At 69.8% G+C, this 19,657-nt stretch carries 19 protein-coding genes; 8 read left to right on the top strand and 11 right to left on the bottom strand.

Annotated features, from left to right (window positions below; translation table 11 throughout):
* Positions 1 to 44 precede the first annotated feature (44 nt).
* Genes HLAC_RS01185 through HLAC_RS01145 form a run of 9 tightly spaced genes read right to left on the bottom strand, consistent with a single transcriptional unit; the run spans position 45 to position 8,985 of the window.
* On the bottom strand, positions 45 to 1,601 hold the full coding sequence (locus HLAC_RS01185; protein WP_012659484.1) for a cobyric acid synthase: 1,557 nt from the start codon (positions 1,599 to 1,601) through the stop codon (positions 45 to 47).
* Positions 1,602 to 1,622: 21 nt separating this feature from the next.
* On the bottom strand, positions 1,623 to 2,381 hold the full coding sequence (locus tag HLAC_RS01180) for a cob(I)yrinic acid a,c-diamide adenosyltransferase (RefSeq protein ID WP_012659483.1): 759 nt from the start codon (positions 2,379 to 2,381) through the stop codon (positions 1,623 to 1,625).
* Entirely contained in the window at positions 2,378 to 3,124 is a 747-nt protein-coding gene (locus HLAC_RS01175; protein ID WP_012659482.1) for an adenosylcobinamide amidohydrolase, read from the bottom strand. Before HLAC_RS01175 ends, HLAC_RS01180 begins: the two co-directional genes overlap by 4 nt.
* Complete coding sequence (locus HLAC_RS01170; protein WP_012659481.1) at positions 3,117 to 4,178, bottom strand: aminotransferase class I/II-fold pyridoxal phosphate-dependent enzyme; 1,062 nt, start codon at positions 4,176 to 4,178, stop codon at positions 3,117 to 3,119. Before HLAC_RS01170 ends, HLAC_RS01175 begins: the two co-directional genes overlap by 8 nt.
* Complete coding sequence (locus HLAC_RS01165; protein WP_012659480.1) at positions 4,175 to 4,828, bottom strand: GTP--adenosylcobinamide-phosphate guanylyltransferase; 654 nt, start codon at positions 4,826 to 4,828, stop codon at positions 4,175 to 4,177. The genes HLAC_RS01170 and HLAC_RS01165 overlap by 4 nt, the downstream gene beginning before the upstream one ends.
* Positions 4,828 to 5,601, bottom strand: a complete 774-nt coding sequence (gene cobS / locus HLAC_RS01160) for an adenosylcobinamide-GDP ribazoletransferase (RefSeq protein ID WP_012659479.1) — start codon at positions 5,599 to 5,601, stop codon at positions 4,828 to 4,830. The genes HLAC_RS01165 and cobS overlap by 1 nt, the downstream gene beginning before the upstream one ends.
* Complete coding sequence (locus HLAC_RS01155) at positions 5,598 to 6,602, bottom strand: CobD/CbiB family cobalamin biosynthesis protein (RefSeq protein WP_012659478.1); 1,005 nt, start codon at positions 6,600 to 6,602, stop codon at positions 5,598 to 5,600. The genes cobS and HLAC_RS01155 overlap by 4 nt, the downstream gene beginning before the upstream one ends.
* 5 nt (positions 6,603 to 6,607) lie before the next feature.
* Entirely contained in the window at positions 6,608 to 7,918 is a 1,311-nt protein-coding gene (locus HLAC_RS01150) for a cobyrinic acid a,c-diamide synthase (protein ID WP_012659477.1), read from the bottom strand.
* Positions 7,915 to 8,985: a nicotinate-nucleotide--dimethylbenzimidazole phosphoribosyltransferase gene (locus HLAC_RS01145; RefSeq protein WP_012659476.1), complete on the bottom strand. Its 1,071-nt coding sequence runs from the start codon at positions 8,983 to 8,985 to the stop codon at positions 7,915 to 7,917. The genes HLAC_RS01150 and HLAC_RS01145 overlap by 4 nt, the downstream gene beginning before the upstream one ends.
* Before the next feature lie 269 nt (positions 8,986 to 9,254).
* On the opposite strand from HLAC_RS01145, the gene HLAC_RS01140 reads away from it, so the two are divergent.
* Genes HLAC_RS01140 through HLAC_RS01110 form a run of 7 tightly spaced genes read left to right on the top strand, consistent with a single transcriptional unit; the run spans position 9,255 to position 16,583 of the window.
* On the top strand, positions 9,255 to 10,580 hold the full coding sequence (locus tag HLAC_RS01140) for an ABC transporter substrate-binding protein (RefSeq protein ID WP_012659475.1): 1,326 nt from the start codon (positions 9,255 to 9,257) through the stop codon (positions 10,578 to 10,580).
* Positions 10,581 to 10,595: 15 nt separating this feature from the next.
* A complete protein-coding gene (locus HLAC_RS01135) occupies positions 10,596 to 11,489 on the top strand; it encodes a branched-chain amino acid ABC transporter permease (RefSeq protein WP_012659474.1) in 894 nt (297 codons plus the stop codon).
* A complete protein-coding gene (locus HLAC_RS01130; RefSeq protein WP_012659473.1) occupies positions 11,486 to 12,673 on the top strand; it encodes a branched-chain amino acid ABC transporter permease in 1,188 nt (395 codons plus the stop codon). Before HLAC_RS01135 ends, HLAC_RS01130 begins: the two co-directional genes overlap by 4 nt.
* Positions 12,670 to 13,443, top strand: a complete 774-nt coding sequence (locus tag HLAC_RS01125; RefSeq protein ID WP_012659472.1) for an ABC transporter ATP-binding protein — start codon at positions 12,670 to 12,672, stop codon at positions 13,441 to 13,443. The genes HLAC_RS01130 and HLAC_RS01125 overlap by 4 nt, the downstream gene beginning before the upstream one ends.
* Complete coding sequence (locus HLAC_RS01120; protein WP_012659471.1) at positions 13,440 to 14,153, top strand: ABC transporter ATP-binding protein; 714 nt, start codon at positions 13,440 to 13,442, stop codon at positions 14,151 to 14,153. Before HLAC_RS01125 ends, HLAC_RS01120 begins: the two co-directional genes overlap by 4 nt.
* Positions 14,146 to 15,795: a long-chain fatty acid--CoA ligase gene (locus HLAC_RS01115; RefSeq protein WP_012659470.1), complete on the top strand. Its 1,650-nt coding sequence runs from the start codon at positions 14,146 to 14,148 to the stop codon at positions 15,793 to 15,795. The genes HLAC_RS01120 and HLAC_RS01115 overlap by 8 nt, the downstream gene beginning before the upstream one ends.
* Complete coding sequence (locus tag HLAC_RS01110) at positions 15,792 to 16,583, top strand: SDR family NAD(P)-dependent oxidoreductase (protein ID WP_012659469.1); 792 nt, start codon at positions 15,792 to 15,794, stop codon at positions 16,581 to 16,583. Before HLAC_RS01115 ends, HLAC_RS01110 begins: the two co-directional genes overlap by 4 nt.
* Here the strand turns inward: HLAC_RS01110 and HLAC_RS01105 are convergent, their stop codons facing one another.
* Positions 16,584 to 17,651: a phosphotransferase family protein gene (locus tag HLAC_RS01105; RefSeq protein ID WP_012659468.1), complete on the bottom strand. Its 1,068-nt coding sequence runs from the start codon at positions 17,649 to 17,651 to the stop codon at positions 16,584 to 16,586.
* 181 nt (positions 17,652 to 17,832) lie between these two features.
* On the opposite strand from HLAC_RS01105, the gene HLAC_RS01100 reads away from it, so the two are divergent.
* A complete protein-coding gene (locus HLAC_RS01100; protein ID WP_012659467.1) occupies positions 17,833 to 19,053 on the top strand; it encodes an acyl-CoA dehydrogenase family protein in 1,221 nt (406 codons plus the stop codon).
* Positions 19,054 to 19,074: 21 nt separating this feature from the next.
* Here the strand turns inward: HLAC_RS01100 and HLAC_RS01095 are convergent, their stop codons facing one another.
* A complete protein-coding gene (locus HLAC_RS01095) occupies positions 19,075 to 19,605 on the bottom strand; it encodes a winged helix-turn-helix domain-containing protein (RefSeq protein WP_012659466.1) in 531 nt (176 codons plus the stop codon).
* Positions 19,606 to 19,657: the final 52 nt, after the last annotated feature.

The following is a 19,657-nucleotide window of genomic DNA, read 5'->3' as shown; positions in this document are numbered from 1 at the left end:
CCGCGATTTTACGCGATTCCATGCGATCGCCGCGTCCCGCACGGTCACTCCAACTCGCCGAGCCCTGCGGCCGCGAGGTCGACATTCTCGGCGACGAGGTCGGCGGCGCGGTCGTAGGAGGATCGATCGGTGTCGTCTGGATCTCCAGCCGACCGCGACGGCTCCGTGGGCCGCGACTCGTCCGCCATCTCGAAGACGGTGGATACGAAGGCGTCACGGACCGCCCCGTTCTCGAAGAGCCCGTGGAGGTAGGTCCCCAGCGCCCGGCCCGTCGCCGCGCTCTCCGGGCCCAGCGGGCGGGCGGTCTCTCCGGTCGGTGACGATCGACCCATGTGGATCTCGTAGCCAGCTGCGGTTCCGGTCGCCCCGGCCAGCGGGCCGACACCGGCGACGGTGCGCGTTACGCGCTCGACGCGCTTGTCGGGCGAGAAGTGCGTCTCGACCGGGAGCACGCCGACGCCCTCGACGGTTGATTCCGAGCCGGTGCCCTCGATATCGGCGCCGGTGATCCGCTCGCCGAGCAGCTGGTAGCCGCCGCAGATCCCGACGATCGGGCCCTCGAAGCGGCGGATCGCCTCGTCGAGGCCCGCCTCGCGCAGCGCGAGCAGGTCGTCGACCGTGTTCTTCGAGCCGGGGAGGACGACCGCGTCGGCGTCGGCGAGGGGGGCGTCGAGGGTCGCGTCGAGCGGGACGTACGCCACCCGGACCCCCGGCTCACGAGCGAGCGGCGTCAGATCGGTGAAGTTCGAGATGCGCGGGAGCCGGGGGACCGCGATCCGGACCGTCTCCTCCTCGGGGACGCCGTCGTCGGTGCCGGAAACGCCGGGTCCGCCCTCACCGTCCGCGTCCGGCAGCGAGAGACTGTCCTCGGCCGGGAGGCCGGGGTCGTCGTGCGGGACGACGCCGACGATCGGGACCTCGGTCCGCGCTTCGATCTCCTCGATGCCGGGCTCCAAGAGGGCGGGGTCGCCGCGGAATTTGGTGATCACGGCGCCGGCGACGCGCTCGCGAACGTCGTCGGGGAGGAGTTCGAGGGTGCCGTAGAGGCTCGCGAAGGCGCCGCCGCGCTCGATGTCGACCGCGATCACGATTGCGGCGTCGGCGAACCGGGCGCACTCCACGTTCGCGAGGTCGCGGTCGTGGAGGTTGATCTCGGCGATACTCCCCGCTCCCTCCGCGACGATCACGTCGTGATCGGCCGCCAGTCGACGGTGAGCCGCGACCGCCGCGTCCCGTGCTTGGTCCCAGTGCGACTCGTAGTACTCGCCGGCCGCGAAGTGGCCGACCGCCCCCCCGTTGATCACCAACTGGCTCTCGCCGTCGCCGCGGGGTTTGAGCAGGACGGGGTTCATGTCGGTCGTCGCCGGGATCTGGGCGGCTCGCGCTTGCACGTGCTGTGAGACGCCAATCTCGCCCCACTCGCCGTCGGGCGTGAGCGCGACCCGAGCGTTGTTGCTCATGTTCTGAGCCTTAAAAGGCGCGACAGAGACGCCCCGGCGCGCGAGGAGTCGGCAGAGCCCGGCCACGAGCGTGCTCTTACCGGCGTGGCTCGCGGTGCCGGCGACGAGGATTGTCTCGGTGTCGAGATTGTGGTCGGTCATGCGGCTCGGATCGGCGCCACGTCAGTACTCCGTCCCTCGCCGGGCGCGATGCCCCGCGTCGAACGGGTGGGCGTCCTTCCGGACGTTCGTGATCAGGTCGGCAACCCCGTCGAGGTAGTCGGGCTCGCCGTGGCTTCCGGTGAGGACGAGTTCGAGGGTCTCCGGCTTCGACTCCGCGAGCGCGACGACCTCCTCGGGGTCGACGAGTCCGCGATCGGCCGCGTACAACACCTCGTCGAGGATCAGCATGTGGACCCCGTCGTCGGGGTCGCCGTCGAGCGGGATCGGGGCGGCCAGGTCGGCGTCGGCCGCGCCCGCGACGAGGTCCTCCGCGCGCTCGAACGCCGCGCTCGCCTTCGCCTCGTGCTCGTCGTCGCCGGAGCCGTCGAGGAGTCCGTGCCAGCCGTAGTGGCCGGCGTTCTCGTAGCTGAATCCCGGCATCGCGGCGATCGCGTTGTACTCTCCCCTGACGCCCTCGACGCTGTCGGCGCCGCCCTTCATGAACTGGAGCATGTGGACGCGGTAGCCGTGGCCCGCGGCCCGGAACCCCATCCCCATCGCCGCGGTGGTCTTCCCCTTCCCGTCGCCCCACCACGCCTGCACGAGCCCGAACTCTTCGGGCGCGGCCGGCTCGATCGGCTCCGGTTCGGGGGCCGAGCCCCCGCCGGGCGTTCGGGCGGCGGGGTCGGAGCTCTCGTCGCTCTCGGTCGGTTCTCCGTCCGTCGGTGCGTCTGCGTCGTCGTCGGTGGTGCTGTCGGTGTCGTTGTTGTCTGTTGTCATAGCTCGAAAACCTCCGCTCGTTCGTCGGCGACGACGCCGTGCTCGGCGTCGGCGGCCGGACCGGGCAGGTCGCCGTCCGGGTACCGCGACCGCAGGCTCGCGCGGACCGCGTCCCGGACGCAGACGCGGGCCGCCGCGCCGACCGGAGTGGCGCTGCCCGAGAAGGCCGCCGGCTCCCCGGTCGGGTCGTCGCCGACGACCACCGCGTCGCTCGTCGTCCCCGGCACGCCCGCCGTCGCGAGCAACGTCGCGGCCTTCGCCTCGGCCGCGACCGCGACGAGGTTCGCCGCCGCGCCGTCGGCGAGCCGCCGCGTCGTTCCGACTACCAGGTTGACCGTACCGGGTCGCCGGGGCGGTTCCCCGGTCGACGCCGCGGCGCCGGGCTCCGAGTCGCCAGCATCGTCCGTCGCTCCTGTCACTCCCGTCGGATCCATCGGCAACATCGCCGGGTTCGACAGCCCGACGGTCGCGTACGCGACGACCGATCCGAGACGTGCGCCGTACGCGTGGACCATCGAAACGCCGGTGAACAGGGTTGGCGGGTCCTCTTCACTTTTAAACCCCGCCCGCGCCAGCCGCTCGTCGCGGTACGCGCCGAGGTCGGTCCGGTCGAACCCCTCCGGCACCGAGACGTTGTAGGCGGCGTCGGCCCGCAACCGGCCCCCGTTCCAGCCGGTGGAGAGCCAGCGCGTCTCGGGTCGGCGCAGGCGGAGCACGCCATCGCGCACGGCCGCCTCAAACATCGTCGGCCTCCGAGGGGTCGGTCGCCGTCCCGTCGCCAACGCCCAGCGCCGCCAGCAGGCGGTCGTTCTCGGCGGGCCGGCGCACCGCGACCCGGACGTGCGAGTCGAGCCCGCGGAAGGTGGTTGCGTCCCGAATCGCGACGCCGCGGTCGCGGGCGTCGGCCACGGCCTGCTCAACGGACCGCCCCCTCTCCCCCTCTCCCACGTCGAGCAGCAGAAACGGCGCCTCGGAGGGGGCCACGTCGTACCGCTCCGCAAGCGTCGCGGCCATCCGCGACCGCTCCGAGCGAATGCGCTCGCGGGTTCTCCTTATAAATCCCCCCTGCCGCATGCAGTGCGCACCGGTCGCCAGCGCCGGAACGCTCACGTTCCACGGCCGTCGAGCGCGCTCCAGCGCCGCGCCGAACTTGCCCGTCGCGACCGCGAACCCCGCCCGGATCCCGGGGAGCCCGAACAGCTTCGTCAGCGACCGGGCGACGACGACGCCCTCCTCCCCCGCGAGCGAGGGGCGATCGGTGAACCCGCGGAACGCCTCGTCGACGAGCAGGAGCGTGTCGGCCGCGCGGCACCGCGCCGCGAACCCCTCCAGCTCCGCGCGCTCGTAGTCGGTCCCCGTGGGGTTGTTCGGGGCGCAGACGACCGCGAGCGCGTGGTCCGCCGGGTCGGCGTCGAGGACCGCGTCGGCAGCGACGAAGGCGGGCTCGCCGCCCTGCAGTCGCACCTCGCGGGCGTACTCGCCGAAGCTCGGTGCCGGAATCAGGGCGGTGTCCCCCGGATCGACCGCGAGCGCGATCGCCGCGCGGATCGCGGCGAGTCCACCCGGCGTCGGCACGACCGCGTCCGGGTCGCAGTCGACGTACTCGGCGGCGGCCTCGCGGAACGACTCGGGCGGCTCGACCGGGTACGACCGCGCGGCCGCGAACGCCTCGCGGTACGCCTCCTCAACGCCCGGCGGAACCTCGGGGTTGATGTTCGCCGAGAAATCCAGCGGGTCGGGGTCGTCGCTGCTGCCGTGCGGTTCGCGTTCGAGGTCGAGCGCGGTGTCGAGGTTCATTGGTCGGTGTGGTATCCCGTTGAATCGCTGTTCAGTAGCCGCTCTGCGGTCCGCACGTCCGACGGGTAGTTGACGTTGACGGCGAGTCGGGCGTCGTCGGTGAGGTGGACGGCGCCGCCGTGGTCGGCGGTCGAATCCTCGCCGTCGTCCCGTTCGGATGTGTCGCTCCCGCCCACGACGTTGATCCCGGCCGGAACGACCTCGCGACCGTCGATCTCGGTCGTCGCGTCCGCGCTGACGCCCAGTTCGCGCTTGCGGGCCGCCGGTACACAGACGGTGAGCGAGTCGCCGTCGGCGGTGCGGGCCGCGTCGAGAACCGCGTTCACCGCCGCGCCGTCCAAAAGCGGGAGGTCAGCGGCGACCGTCAGGAGGGGCGCTCCGCCCGCGCCGACAGTTCCCATCGCGTACTGCAGGTCGGCGACGTAGCCGTTCCCCGGCGCGTCGACTATCGACAGCGACGGGGAATCGTTCGCCCGCGCAGCGAGGCGCTCCCGCGTACGCGTCGCGTGCGGAGAGACGATTGTATGGGTCGTCTCGATCCGGCTCTCGACGAGCGCGTCGAGCACGCGGTCGACCATCGGCCGCCCCGTGATCTCTCGGAGGGGCTTCTCCGTCTCGCCGCCGAGGCGGGTGCCGCGGCCGCCGCACATCAGAAGCGCGTCCACGCGATCACCCCCGCGTGCAGCGCGGCGACCCGCGCGAGTTCGGTGGTCGCGCCGAGCACGTCGCCGGAGACGCCGCCGAGTCGTCGGCGGGACCACCGGGCGACGAGCGCCGCCGTCGCCAGCGCAACAAGAAGCGCCGCGAGACCCGGTAGGACCTGAGGCCACGTGAGTAGGGCGGCCGGCGCCGCCAGCGCGAAGACCGAGAGCGTCGCGCCGGGAGACGACTCGCCGGTCAGCGCGGAGCCGAGCCCTTCGTGGGGCGCGTCCCCGACGCAGACGAGCGTCGCCGTCGCGGCCTTCGCGCCGACCTCGGCGGCGACAACGATTCCGATCACAGGGGGGAGAGGTCCCCCGTCCCCCGCGGTCGCCGCAACCTCGACCAGTCCGAGCGCGGCGGTCGCCAGCCCGAGCACGACGAGCGCGAGCGCGACCGTCCCGCCGACGCCGAGCGCGGAGTCTTTCAGCACGCGCCGGCGCTCCTCGCGGTCCCCGTGGACGGCCGCGGCGTCGCCGATGTCGGCCACGCCGTCGAGGTGACCGATCCCAGTGACGGCGTAGACGGCGAGGACGAACGCGAGCGCGACCGTAGGGGCGGGCGCAGGCACGAACAGGGAGAGGGCAACGAGCCCGCCGACGAGGTACCCGACGACCGGGAACGTCCACGGCGACCGCGCGAACGCCGCCCACGCCGCCTCGTCGCGGCCGACCGGGATTCGGGTGAGGAAGCCGAGCGCCCCGCGGAGCGCGGTCAGGATCATCCGATCACCCCCGCAGGAGCCGGGAGCCATCTTGTCGCGAGTAGCCATCCCGCCGCGAGAGCGACCGCGACCCCGCCGGAAACGCCGACGAGCCGTACCGCCCGCTCCGCGTCGACGACGCTGGGCGGGCTCGCGTCCGGGTTGAGGACGTAGTGACCGGGTTTCTCCAGTCGCACGTCGAGCGCGGCCGCGGCGGTCGCCATCGGCCACCCGGAGTTCGGCGATCCGGGCTTCCCGGCCCACGATGCGGCCCAGCGGAGGGCTTCGATCGATCCGGCCGCGACCGAAAGACAGCCGGCGGTCACGCGGGCCGGGAGGAACATCACGGCGTCGTCGAGCCGAGCGCTCGCCCACCCGACCGGCTTCGAGCGGTAGCCGAGCATCGAGTCGAGCGTGTTGACGGCCTTCACCCAGACCGCGGCGGCAACCCCCGCGGCAAGCGGGAGCGCGACTTCGGAACCGCCGACCGCGAGTCCGACCGTCGCTCCGAGCGCGAACCCGCCGAGGGGCGCGACGAACCCGTCGGCGAGGTTCTCGGCCGCGCTCTCGACGGCCGCGCTCCGGAGGTCGGCCGGGGAGAGGTCGGTCGCGTCCCGGCCCGCGAGCGCGCGCACCGATTCCCGGGCCGCGTCCGGATCCGTTTCCGTCAGTTCGACGACCTCGGCGGTCGTCGCCAGCAGCATTCGGAGGCTGACGGTCGTGAAGAGGATCGTTCCGGCGACGAGAACGGGGAGGGCGGAGAAGGCGGGAAGAGCGAAGGAGGCGGCTGCGACGATCCCGCCCGCAAACGCCGCGACACCGATCGGGAGCCCGACCGCGACCGCGACGCCGACGAGCCGGGGGCGCGACCACGAGCGGTCGAACCGACCGACGACCGACCCGAACAGCGCGACGGGGTGGACTCGGGCGGGTGGCTCCGCGAGCGCGAGGTCGAGGGCGACCGCGATCGCCAGCGTGGCGAGGGAGGCGAGTACGGGGGTAAGGAGGGGAGCAGTCGCCATCGCGATCACAGTCCGTCGAGAAACGCGTCGAACGCCCCGCTTTCGGGGTGGACGTGACAGTACGTTCCGAGCGTTTGGTGTTCGATCAGGCCATCGTTGTCGCCGTCGATCCCTGTCCCGCGCTCGACGTCGAAGGCGAACCGGGCGTCGGTCCCGATCTCGGCTGTCGAGTAGTGGAACTCGTGACCCCGCAGGGTCGACCCCGCCGACGCCGTCGGCGCGTCCCGCGTCGCCCGAAGTTCGACGTGATCGAGCGCCTGATACCGGTCGCACATTCGCACGTCGGCCGGGAGGACGCCGGCCATCGCGTGCGTCTCGCCGTCGACCGTCGTCAGCGACTCGGCGAGCGCCATCAGCCCGCCGCACTCGCCGAGCACGGGAGTCCCCTCGGCGGCCGCGCTCGCGACCTCGTCAAGCGCCGGGCTCATCGCCAGTTCTGCGGCGTGCAGCTCCGGGTAACCGCCGGGGAGGTAGACGCCGTCACAGGGCGGGAGGGAATCGCCCGCGATCGGCGCGAACGGCTCCACCGTCGCTCGCTCGCGCAGGCGTTCGATCGTCGCTGGATACATGAACCGGAAGGCGTCGTCGCGGGCGACCGCAACGCGGGGGCGGTCGCCGTCGGTCGACTCGACCGCTGTCGCTGGCTCCAACGCACCCGCCGGCTCCCGCGAGATATCGACGAGCCGCTCAGTCCGGAGTCCCTCCGCGGCCGCGTCGAGCGCGTCGTCGGGCACGGGCGACTCGTCGCCCATGTGTAGGCCGAGGTGGCGGTCGGGTACCGCGAGGTCGTCGTTCGGCGGAATTCGGCCGAAGTACGTGAGGTCGTCCGGGAGCGCCTCGCGGATTCCGTCGGCGTGGCGCCCGCCGTGCGCGCGCTGGGCGATCACGCCGACCACGTCGATGCCGCGGCCGATCCGGTCGGCGTACGCCCGGAAGCCGAGTGCGGTCGCCGCGACGCTCTCCATGCCGGCGCTCGCGTCGACCACGAGCACGACCGGAAGGCCGAGCGTCTCGGCGACCGCGGCCGTGCTCGACCCGTCGCCGTCGTACAGCCCCATGGCGCCCTCGACGACGCAGACGTCGCCCTCGCCGCGGGCGTAGTTCCGACGAAGTCCGTCCTCACCCTGTAACCACAGGTCGAGCGTGCGCGAGGGACGCCCCGTCACGCGCTCGTGGTGGCTCGGGTCGATGAAGTCCGGCCCTGCCTTCGCCGGCTGGACGGCGTGGCCGGCGTCTTCCAGCGCCCGGATCGTCGCGAGCGTCGCGACAGTCTTGCCGACCCCGGAAGCGGTGCCACCGAGGACGAGGCCCTTCATGACGGGGACTCCCGCTCGGCCAGCAGGCGGTCGGTGAGTGCAGCGACCCGGTCGCGCACGTCGCCCGCGGGGACGCCGGCGCGCTCGGAGAGCGCCAACGCGCCGCCCATCCCGACGCCCTCCTTCGCCTCGCCGCGGGCGTACGCCGCCATCGCCGGGTGGTCGCTCTCGCCGAACGCCGGGTCGGTCGCGGCGAGCGTCAGCCCGAGATCGTCCGCGAGCGCGCCCACGTCCGCGGAGGGGTCGTCGGCGACGAACGAGGTCGTCGCGAGCGGGAGTCGGCCCTCCACGCCCGCGTGCCGGGCGAGCGCGGCGACCGTCGCCATTTGGGTGCCGCCCGCGAGCGTGACCGGCACGCCGCGCTCGACCGCGCCGACCACGAGGCCGGCGGCCGCGGCGAGCACGGGGTCGCCCATCAGCCGGAGCGCGTCGAGCGGGTCGTCGGCCGCGTCACCAGCGGCGATCTCGCTGGCGGCCAGCCCCTCGTCGACGACCGCTCGCTTGGTTCCAAGGGGGTTCGCCGGCAGCGACGAAGAGACGGCCGGGCGCTCGCCGAGCGCGGTGAGGACGCCGAGCGCGGTCGTCGTGCCGCCGGGGATCGTCTCGGCGACGAGGAGTTCGCGATCGTCGTCGGCGTCGACATCGTCGCCGTCGGACGCGTTCGTCCGACTCTCCACTATCTCCGGCACCAGTCCGCGCGCCGCCTCGAAGATCGCCGCGGCGTCCGGGACGGGCTCCGGGTCGCGCACGTCGCCGCCGGGCGCGGCACCCGCGTCGAGGACCTGCGCCCCCGTCGGGGCCGTCGGGACCGCGAGGCCGGCGTCGACCCCGACGAACTCGAACCCGACGAGCTCGCGCACGGCTCGGGTGACGACCGCGGGGGTCGGACAGCCCGAGGGGCTGACTGGGACCACCGAGTCGGGTGCGGGCCGCCCGTCGGCGACGATCTCAATGTCGGCGCTCGGGGTGTGTTTCCGGAGTTCCGGATCCGCGCCCGCGGCGCTGATCCCGTCGATCGCGGCGGTTGCAGTCGTCCCCGCGACGACCGCGAGGGTCACGTCGGTCACGCCGTACCTCCGGCTCGTTGCGCCGATCGGTCGAGTTTTTGGGTCGGTTGATCGCGTCTACCACCCGTTCGGTCGGTAACAACCACTAGCGGTTGATTAGCACAAGTTGACTTTAATCGATCGGGACTCGCCCCAACCAGACGGTGACGCCCCCGGCGGTGCAGCCGTGACGCAGCGAGCGGCTGCCGGTCCCCACTCAAAGACGGAGCGGTGCATATGATTGACCTGAATATTTATATAGGGCGGACACTCACGGATAATCGTTAACAATGGTAACTGCAAGTCCGGATGAAGAAAACAAGCGAAACCGAACCAGAGATATCGAGACGAATTCGGAAAGCCGCTCGCCGGTCGGTCGGCGACGATTCCTGCAGGCCGCCGGCGCCGGTGCGACCGTCGCGTTGGCCGGCTGCTCGGGCGGGAGCGGCGACGACGACGTGGTTCGGCTGGGGGCGACGTACATTCTCTCCGGATTCGCCTCGCTGTACGGCGAGGCCGCCGAGCGGGGCCTCGAAATGGCCCAGTCGGAGATCAACGACAACGGCGGCATCGACGGACGCGACGTGGAGGTGACCGTCCGAGACACCGAGGCGAGCGCCGATACGGCGATCCAGCAGATGCGGAGCCTCGTCGAGGAGGATAACGTCCACGGGTTGTTCGGGCTAGACTCCAGCGGCGTCGCACAGGCCGTGGCGCCGCAGGCGGCACAGCTCCAGATGCCGTACATGATCACGCACGCGGCAACTCCGTTCGTCACCTCGCCCGAAGGCGAACACGAAGACTCCGTCGGCAACGACTACGTGTTCCGCGACTCCAACAGCCTCTCGCAGGATATCTACGGGGCGGCACTGACCGCCGCCGAACTCGACGCCACGGAGTGGGCGACGATCGGCCCCGACTACGCGTTCGGCTACGAGACGTGGGACTACTTCCAAGACTTCTGTGCGGGTCTCGGTGTCGACGCCGAGTTCACCGCCGAACAGTTCCCGCCGCTGGAGACGGGCGATTACACGCCGTACATCAGTTCGATCCTCGACGCCGAGCCGGACGCCGTGCTCACGCCGCTATGGGGTGCCGACCTCACCACGTTCATCGGACAGGCAGAGGATGCGGGCTGGTTCGATCAGATCGACCACACGCTGTTCAGCGTCGGGATGGGAACCGATCTCGCGAGCGACGGGAACCCGCTCCCGGAAGGCGAGTACGCCTCGACTCGGTACGACCCGTTCGTCCCCGACACCGAGGCAAATAACACGTTCCGCGACACGTACTACGAGGAATACGACGCGCTCCCGACGTACAACGCTGAGGGCGCGTACCGCGCCGTCTACCTGTACAAGGAAGCGATCGAATCGGCCGGAAGCACCGAAGCCAGCGCGCTCGTCGAGGAGTTCACCGGGATGGAACACGCCGGTCCGGTCGGTGACTACCAGTTCAGCGAGACGAATCAGGCGACGGTGTCGTCCATCTGGGGAACGGTCTCGTACGACGAGGAATGGGAGAGCAACGTGCTCGATCCCGTGAACAGGTACGAGGCCGGCCCCGACGAGCTGTCCGAGGCGCTCGCCGACTCCGATCTGCCGACGGGCATCTAATCCGCGGTCGACTCCATGAGTCTACCATCTCTCGTTCCACTGATCGGGATCGCCGACGTCATCATCGGGCTGAGCCTCGGGAGTCGACTCTTCCTGATCGCCGTCGGGCTGAGTCTCATCTTCGGCGTGCTCGGCGTCCTCAATTTCGCACACGGCGGCTTCTACATGCTCGGCGCGTACGTGACGCTCGCCGTCGTGACGAACGTCGTCGACAACTTCTGGCTCGCCGTCGTCGCCGGTGCCCTCGCGGTGGGTGTCGTCGGCGCCGCCATCGAGTTTGCGGCGATCCGACCGCTGTACGACCGGGTCGACGCGGATCTCGACCAGCTCATCGTCACGTTTGGATTCGTCCTCGTGATCCACGAGGCGGTCCGATTCATCTGGGGATCGGGGTCGTACTCGATCGACCCGCCCGACGTGTTCAACTTCTCGGTGGCACTCGGCGGGAGCACCTTCAGCGCGTACCGGCTGGTCGTCATCGGCCTCGCGGTCGCGGTGTTAGTGAGCCTCTGGCTGTTCATCACGCGGACGTACTTCGGCTCGCTGGTGCGGGGCACCTCCTCTGACCGCGAGATGGCGTCGATGCTCGGCGTCGACGTACCGCGCCTGTACACCGGCGTCTTCTTCCTCGGGAGCGTGCTCGCCGGCCTCGGCGGCGCGCTCTCCTCGCCGCTACAGTCGACCAGCCCGGCGCTCGGCGATCAGGTGATCATCGACGCGTTCATCGTCGTCGTCATCGGCGGGCTCGGCTCCATGAGCGGGGCGTTCGTCGGCGCGATGCTCATCGGGATGATGCAGAGCCTCGGCCCGCAGTTCATCAGCGCCGGCAGCATCGCGATCCCGTTCCTCGCGATGGTGATCGTGTTGCTGTTCCGTCCTGAGGGGCTCTTCGGAGGGATCGGCGAATGAGCGCGTCGACCGACACCGGCGGCCGCGTCAGCGAGTTCGGCTCGGCCGTCGCCGACGGCTGGACCCGCGAACGGTTCGGGCTCCTCGGCGCGCTCGGCCTGATCCTGTTGGCGTTCGGACCGTCCTTCCAGATATATCTGTTCACCGACTTCCTCGTCGTCGCGCTGTTCGCGCTCGGGTTCAACCTGCTGTACGGCTACACCGGTCTGCTGTCGTTCGGTCACGGCCTGTTCTACGCGGGCGGCGCGTACGGAGTCGCGATCGTGTTGCGAGACCTGGGGCCGGTGTTCGCCGACCTCGTCGGATCCGGGATCTCCCCGCTCGTCACGTTCGTCGTCGGCGGCGTCGTCGGCTTAGCACTCGTCGTCGTCGTGGCGGTGCCCGTCGGGTGGCTCAGCGTCCGGTTAGAGGAGATCTACTTCGCGCTGATTACCCTCGCGTTCGGAATGCTCGGCTACTCACTGATCATCCAAGACCCGGCGGGGCTGACGAACGGGACCGACGGGATCATCGTCCTGCTCGGGAGCGTCGACATCGGTGGCGGGAGCTTCCGGATCGGCGCCCGACGGACGTACTACGCCCTCACCGTGGTCGTCGTGCTCGCCGCGACGTACGGAACGTGGCGCGTCGTCAACTCACCGTTCGGCACCGTCTGTAAGGCGATCCGCGAGAGCCCCGACCGGGCGTCGGCGCTCGGGATCGACGTCAGACACCACCGCTGGATGACGTTCATTATCTCGGCGGCGATCGTCGGGATCGCCGGCGTGTTGCGCGCGGGGCTCGCGAGCGTCGCGTCCCCGGGACTGACCCACTGGTCGACGAGCGCGATCGCCGTCATCGCTACCGTGATCGGCGGCGCGACGTACTTCTCCGGCCCGATCGTGGGCGCGTTCGTCTTCCTATACATCCGCTGGGGAATCAGCCGCTTCCCGACGCTCGAAGCGTACTGGGAGCTGTTCTTCGGCGCGCTGCTCATCGGTGTGGTGCTGTACTTCAAGCAGGGGGCCGTCGGCGGACTCCTGCTGCTCCGCGATCGACTGCTCGGAGACGGCGGAGGGGACGCTGATGGCGGAGGGGACGCTGATGGCGGAGAGACCGCCAGCAGCGACGAGCGCTCCCGCGGCACAGGAGCGACTGCACCGGCCGACGACGAAGCACGGACCGACCGCGGTGATAACTCGTGACGACCGTTCTCAAGACCGAAGACCTCCGCAAACAGTTCGGCGAACTGACCGCTGTCGACGACGTGTCGATCGAGATCGACGACAGCGAGATCACCAGCATCATCGGCCCGAACGGGGCCGGCAAGACCACGTTCTACAACCTGTTGACGGGCGTGCTCCGGCCGACCTCGGGGTCGATCTGGCTCCGGGACGACGGCGAGGGCGGCCTCGCCGACATCACCGACGCGGAGCCGCACGAGGTCGCACAGGCCGGGCTCTCGCGCTCCTACCAGATCACGAATATCTTCGAGGGGCTCACGGTCCGCGAGAACGTCCGAGTCGCTCGGATCAGCCACGAGGGGACGCGCCTCGACTTCCGATCGCGGGCGGCCGGCGACGAGGCACTCGAGGTCGACATCGAGGAGCTGTTGGAGCTGACGGGGCTCACCGATATCGCGGACACGCCGTGCGACACGCTGAGTCACGGCGAGAAGCGGACCGTCGAGATCGCCTTGGCGCTCGCCATCGAGCCCGACGTGTTCCTGATGGACGAGCCGACCGCGGGGATGAACCCGACGGAGGTCACCGAGATCGTCTCGCTGATCCGCGAACTCGACGCGGATCTGGACGCCACGTTCGTCGTGACCGAGCACAACATGGACGTCGTCACCGACATCTCCGACCGAATTGTCGTGCTCGCCGAGGGAGCGATCCTCGCCGACGGGACGCCGGAGGACGTGTTGACGGACGACCGTGTGACCGAGGCGTACTTGGGGAGTGATAGCGTATGACGATACTCGACGTCGACAACATTAACACGTACTACGGGAACAGCCACGTCCTCCACGGGATCTCACTCGAGATCAACGAGGGCGAAGTGGTGACGCTACTCGGGCGAAACGGCGCCGGAAAGACGACGACGATGCGCTCCATCGTCGGTGCGTCGCCGCCGCGAACCGGATCGATCACCTACCGGGGCGAGGAGATTTCCGGGCTCTCCCCCGACGAGATCAACGAACTCGGGATCTCACTCGTCCCGGAGGACCGGCGGGTGTTTCCTACTCTGACGGTCCACGAGAACCTCCGACTCGCGCACAACCTCGCGAGCGACCCGCGGCCGGTCGAGGAGATGTACGAACTGTTCCCGGCGCTCGATCCGTTGCGGAAAAACGACGGGCAGAACCTCAGCGGCGGCGAACAGCAGATGGTATCGGTCGCTCGCGCGCTGGTACAGGCGCCAGACGTGCTCCTGTTGGACGAGCCCACCGAGGGACTCGCGCCGGTCATCGTCGACGACCTCCGGGAGATCGTCCAGACGGTCGTCGACGAGAACGTGACCGTCCTCCTGACCGAACAGAACGTGGACTTCGCGTTCGATCTGGCGGAACGGGGCTACATCATGGACACCGGACAGATCGTGTTCGACGGCACCGTCGAGGAGATCCGCGACCGCGACGATCTCCTCGAAACGTATCTCTCCGTGGGGACTGCGGATGCCTGAAGAGCTCACGCTCCGCCCGTTCTTCTGGCGGGCGACCCGACTGTTCCCGGAGACGGAGGTCGTCTCCCGCACCCACGACGGGGTCGACCGCTACACGTACGCCGACTTCGGCGACCGCGTCCGGCGGCTCGCGGCCGCGCTCGCGGAGTTGGGCGTCGAGCCCGGCGACCGCGTCGGAACGCTCGGGTGGAACACCCACCGGCACTTCGAGGCGTACTACGCGGTCCCCCTCTCGGGCGCCCAGCTCCACACGGTGAACCTCCTCTTACAGGACGACCACGTCGAGTACATCATCAACGACGCCGCGGACGACGTGCTGATCGTCGACCGCGACGCCGTCGCGACGCTCGACCGACTGTGGGACCGGATCGACGGCGTCCGCGAGGTCGTCGTCATGGGTGATTCGGTGCCGGAGACGGAGTCCGACCTGCCGCTCTCGGCGTTCGAGGAGCTGATCGCGGACGCCGACCCGGTAGAATCGTGGCCGCCGCTCTCGGAGGACGACCCGGCCGGGATGTGTTACACCTCCGGCACCACGGGGAAGCCGAAGGGCGTCGAGTACACGCACAAGATGATCTACGCCCACGCGATGATGGTGATGACGCCCGCCGCGCTCGACATCGCCGAGGACGACGTGGTGATGCCCGTCGTTCCCATGTTTCACGTAAACTCGTGGGAGTTCCCCTACGCCGTGACGATGGCCGGCGCGAAACAGGTGTATCCGGGACCGTCCCCGGACCCCGCGGACCTCGTCGAGCTGATCGAGTCCGAGGGCGTGACGCTCACGGCGGGCGTGCCCACCGTCTGGATCGACGTGCTCGACCACCTCGACGAGCACGGCGGCGATCTCTCCTCGCTGGAGCGGATCGTCGTCGGCGGGAGCGCGGCGCCCCGAGAGGTGATGCGCCGGTACGAGGACGAACACGACGTGACGATCGAACACGCGTGGGGGATGACCGAGACGATGAGTATCGGCTCGGTCTCCCGACCGACCTCGGCGATGGCCGGTGCCGATCGCGAGGCGAAACTCGACAAACGGGCGAAACAGGGGCTGCTCTCGCCCGGCCTTGAAATGCGGGTCGTCGACGACGACGACAAGCCGGTCGCCTGGGACGGCGAGGCGTTCGGCGAACTGCTCGTCCGGGGACCCTCGGTCGTCGAAGAGTACTACGACCGCCCGGAGGCCGACGCGACGGACTTCGTCGCGGCCGACGACGGCGGGGCGCGGTGGCTCCGCACCGGCGACATCGCCACCGTCGACGAAGACGGGTACATGGAGGTCGTCGACCGGGTCAAGGACGTGATCAAGTCGGGCGGCGAGTGGATCTCCAGCATCGAGTTGGAGAACGCCTTGATGGCCCACGAGGACGTCGCCGAGGCGGTCGTGATCGCGGCGTCCCACGAGCGCTGGCAGGAGCGCCCGCTGGCGTTCGTCGTGCCGAAGGCGGGCCGCGAGCTCGACGTCGAGGGGATCCGAACGTTCCTCGCCGACGAGTTCCCGCGGTGGTGGCTCCCGGACGACGTGCGGTTCCGCGAGGAGATTCCGAAGACCGCGACCGGGAAGTTCGACAAGAAGACGCTCCGGGAGACCGTCGACGATCCCGCTCTGCCGTACGCGCCGGGAGAGGAGGGTGGAGAATGACCGAAGACACCACCCTGACGCCGGACGACTCCCTCCCGGACCTCACCGGGCGGGTCGCCGTCGTCACCGGCGGCGGCCGGGGGATCGGACGAGCGATAACCCTCGGGATGGCCGCCGCGGGAGCGACGGTCGTCCCCTCGGCGCGGACCGCGGCCGAGGTCGAGGCCGTCGCCGACGAGGCCCGCGATTTCGGCGTCGAAGCGCGCGGTATCACTGCCGACGTGACCGACGACGACGACGTAGAGGCGCTCGTCGAGGAGATCGTCGACGCGTTCGGCTCCCTGGATATTTTGGTCAACAACGCCGGATTCAACCCCGGCGACGCGCTCGGCGACCCAGCGGAAATCGAGAGCGACGCCGTCGATTCGGTCTTGGACGTGAACCTTCGAGGGGCGTTCCGAACTCTCCGAGCCGCCGGCCCGCACCTGAAGGAGGCTGGCGGGAGCGTCGTCAACGTCGCCAGCGTGGCGGGAGAGGTCGGCCTCCCGAAACAGCACCCGTACGTCGCCTCGAAACACGGCCTCGTCGGGCTCACGAAGAGCGCGGCGATGGACTGGGCGCCTGAGGTGCGGGTGAACGCGGTCGCCCCGGGCTACGTCGCGACCGACCTCACGGAGACGCTACAGGAGAACGAGCGGCTTCGGCAGTCGATCCTCGACCGGACACCCCTCGATCGCTTCGCCGATCCGATGGAGATCGCGGGACCGGCCGTCTTCCTCGCGAGCGACGCGGCGAGTTTCGTCACCGGCGAGACGCTCGCCGCCGACGGCGGCTGGACGGCGCGGTAGTCACAGCCGCTCGGTCTCGCCCTCGACGTACGCGAGCGTCCGGGCCGCGAGCGTGGGCACCTGTGCCTCCATCTTCGGATACAGCGGATCGTCGCTGTCGTCGTTCAGGTGCCGCGCGAGGAACATCTCGCCCAGCCCGGCCATCTTGTAGGCCGCGAGCGCGCGGTAGAACCGCTCGTGGGCGAACTCGCGTCCCGTCGTCGTCTCGTACCGAGCGATCAGCTCCGCGCGGGTCGGGTACCCCTCCCGCGCGGTGAACGTCGACATCAGCTCGGGCATCGCCGGGTCCGGATCGCCCTCGTCGTACCAGAACAGGAGCAGCCAGCCGAGATCGGCGAGCGGGTCGCCGAGCGTCGACAGCTCCCAGTCGAAGACGGCGACGACCGCCGGGGGCGTTCCGGGGCCGTACATCACGTTGTCGAGCTTGAAGTCGCCGTGGACGAGCGTCTCGGGGTGCTCGTCGGGGGCATTGTCGGCGAGCCACTCGCCGACGGCGATCAGGTCGGGGACCTCTCTGACTTCCGTCGTCGTCTCGAACGCCCACTCGAGCTGCCCGGTCCAGCGCTCGACCTGTCGGGCCGTATACCCCGCAGGGCGGCCGAAGTCGCCGAGCCCGACCGCCTCGTAGTCGACCCCGTGGATCGCCGCCAGCGTGTCGACGAGCCCGGTCCCGACCCGCTCTCGGGCGGCCGGATTGGCGAAGCGCTCCGGCTCGGTCTCCCGAAGTACGTCCCCCTCGGCGCGCTCCATGAGGTAGAAGTCGCTGCCGAGGACCCCGTGGTCGTCACAGGCGCGAAGCGTCCGCGGGACGGGAACGTCGGTGTCACCGAGCGCGTCGACCACGCGGTACTCCCGGAGCACGTCGTGGGCCGTGTCGGCCGTCTCGCCGGGGGGCGGCCGCCGAACCACCAGTTCGCGGTCGCCCCACGTGACGAACAGCGTCTCGTTGGAGTGACCCTCGGCGTGCCGCTCGACGGCGAACGTGTCCGCCGACCCGAACTCGGCGGTCAGGTACGCCCCGAGCGCGTCGTCGTCGACCAGTCGGTCGAGGTAGTCGGGGTCGCTCACGGGCGATCCGCCTCCGGCCGGCCCTCCTCCGGCCCCGGTCCCGAACGGCTTTCACCGTTTTCGGCGAATTTGACTAACATTGTAAATCAGTTTGCGATACAGAACTGGTTATGCTCGGGATTTATAGCCTTTTGGGGCAGATCGTCGGAACTACTATTTACATTGCTAAACAAGAGTTGCTATGGAGTACGACGATATCGGTCGCGGGCCGGAGATCGCCGAGGCCGTCAGGGAGTTCGTCGACGAGACGGTGCTTCCGGTCGAGCGGGAGTGGCTCGGCCGAGGACCGATCCCGCCGGCGGACATAGAGGCGCTGCGCGACGCCGCGCGCGACGAGGGGATCTACGCCCCGCAGGTCGCCGAGGAGTACGGCGGGCTCGGACTCGGGTTCCGCGAGATGCTGCCGGTGTTCGAAGAGGCGGGCCGGAGCCTGCTCGGGCCGACGGCGCTCCGGTGTGCGGCGCCCGACGAGGGGAACATGCACACCCTCGAGATCGCGGCCACCGACGCACAGAAGGAGCGCTGGCTCCGCCCGTTGGCGGCCGCGGAGATCGACTCGGGGTTCGCGATGACCGAGCCGATGCAGGGCGGGGGGTCGGACCCGAAAATGCTGGCGACGACCGCCGAGAAAGACGGCGACGAGTGGGTCATCGACGGCCACAAGTGGTGGACGACCGGCGGCGTCGAGGCGAACCTCCTCCTCGTGTTCGCCCGCACCGATCAGGAGGCGCATCCGTACGCCGGTTGTTCGGTTATCCTCGTGCCCGCCGACGCCGACGGCGTCGAGGTCGTTCGGAACATCCCGCACCTCGGCGAGGGGCTGGTCGGGACGACGCACGCCGAGATCCGGTTCGACGACGTGCGCGTGCCGGTCGAGAACACGCTCGGCGAGGAGAACGAGGGGTTCACCCTCGTCCAACAGCGGCTGGGTCCGGCCCGGCTCACCCACTGCATGCGGTACGCCGGGATGGCCGATCGCGCGCTCGACATCGCGACCGCCTACCTCTCCGAGCGGGAGGGGTTCGGCGAACCGCTCTCGGAGAAGCAGGGGCCGCGGTTCCGGATCGCCGACCGCCGCACCGAGCTCCACGCCGCGCGCACGATGGTCCGGCACGCCGCCGGGCGGATCGCCGACGGTCACGAGGCGCGCATCGAGGTCGCGATGGCAAAGACGTTCGCGGCGAACGTGACGCAGGAGGCGATCGACGACGCGCTCCAGTTCTGCGGCGGCAACGGGATCGCGTACGACCTGCCGATCGCGCGCTTCCACGAGAACGTCCGGCAGTTCCGCCTCGTCGACGGCGCCGACGAGGTCCACCGCCGGTCGATCGCGCGGGACGCCTTCGAGGACCCGCCGGCCGAGGAGCTTGAGACCGTCACGCGGTTCGGCGAGTTCGACTAAGTCGAGAGTCGATAGCAGCGGTCACTCGTCGTTGCCGTCCTCCTGGAACACCTCGAACAGCTCGGGATCCGTCCCGAACTTGAGGACGTTCGTCACGACGGAGTTGCGGAGGTTGTTGACGAGCACGCCGTACTCCTTGTAGAACTCGTGGATCCACTTCGACTCCTGTTCGCGGTCCTCGAACATCATGATCGTCTTCCACTGGTAGTCGCCGTCAGAGAGGAAATACATGAACGTGTGGCGGCTCGACCGGATGTGTTCGAGAGCGTCTTCCCAGTGTTCGTCGAACCCTTCCGGGTTGAACTGGAACTCGAACAGCGAGAAGAAGAGGTGCTCCTCGTTGGGGACCAACGCCTCTCGGAACACCCCGTCGGCGCGCATCCGCCGGATCGACTCGTTGACGGTGACGTGCGAGACGTCGATATCGTGTTCCTCGGCGAGGAGATCGCGGAGCCCGCGCGAGGTGAGCTGAGGGTCCCGAGCGAGCTCCTGAAGGATGATGGTGTCCCGCTCGGAGAGGTTCCAGTCCGGGATCGGCTGTTTCTCGGGCATCTCTCCGTAGAGGTGGACGCGTCACGGTAATCAGTATTTGGCTCGACGGCGC

Origin of the sequence: Halorubrum lacusprofundi ATCC 49239 (assembly GCF_000022205.1) — an archaeon.
GTDB lineage: Archaea > Halobacteriota > Halobacteria > Halobacteriales > Haloferacaceae > Halorubrum > Halorubrum lacusprofundi.
This window is presented reverse-complemented; position numbering and strand designations above follow the sequence as displayed.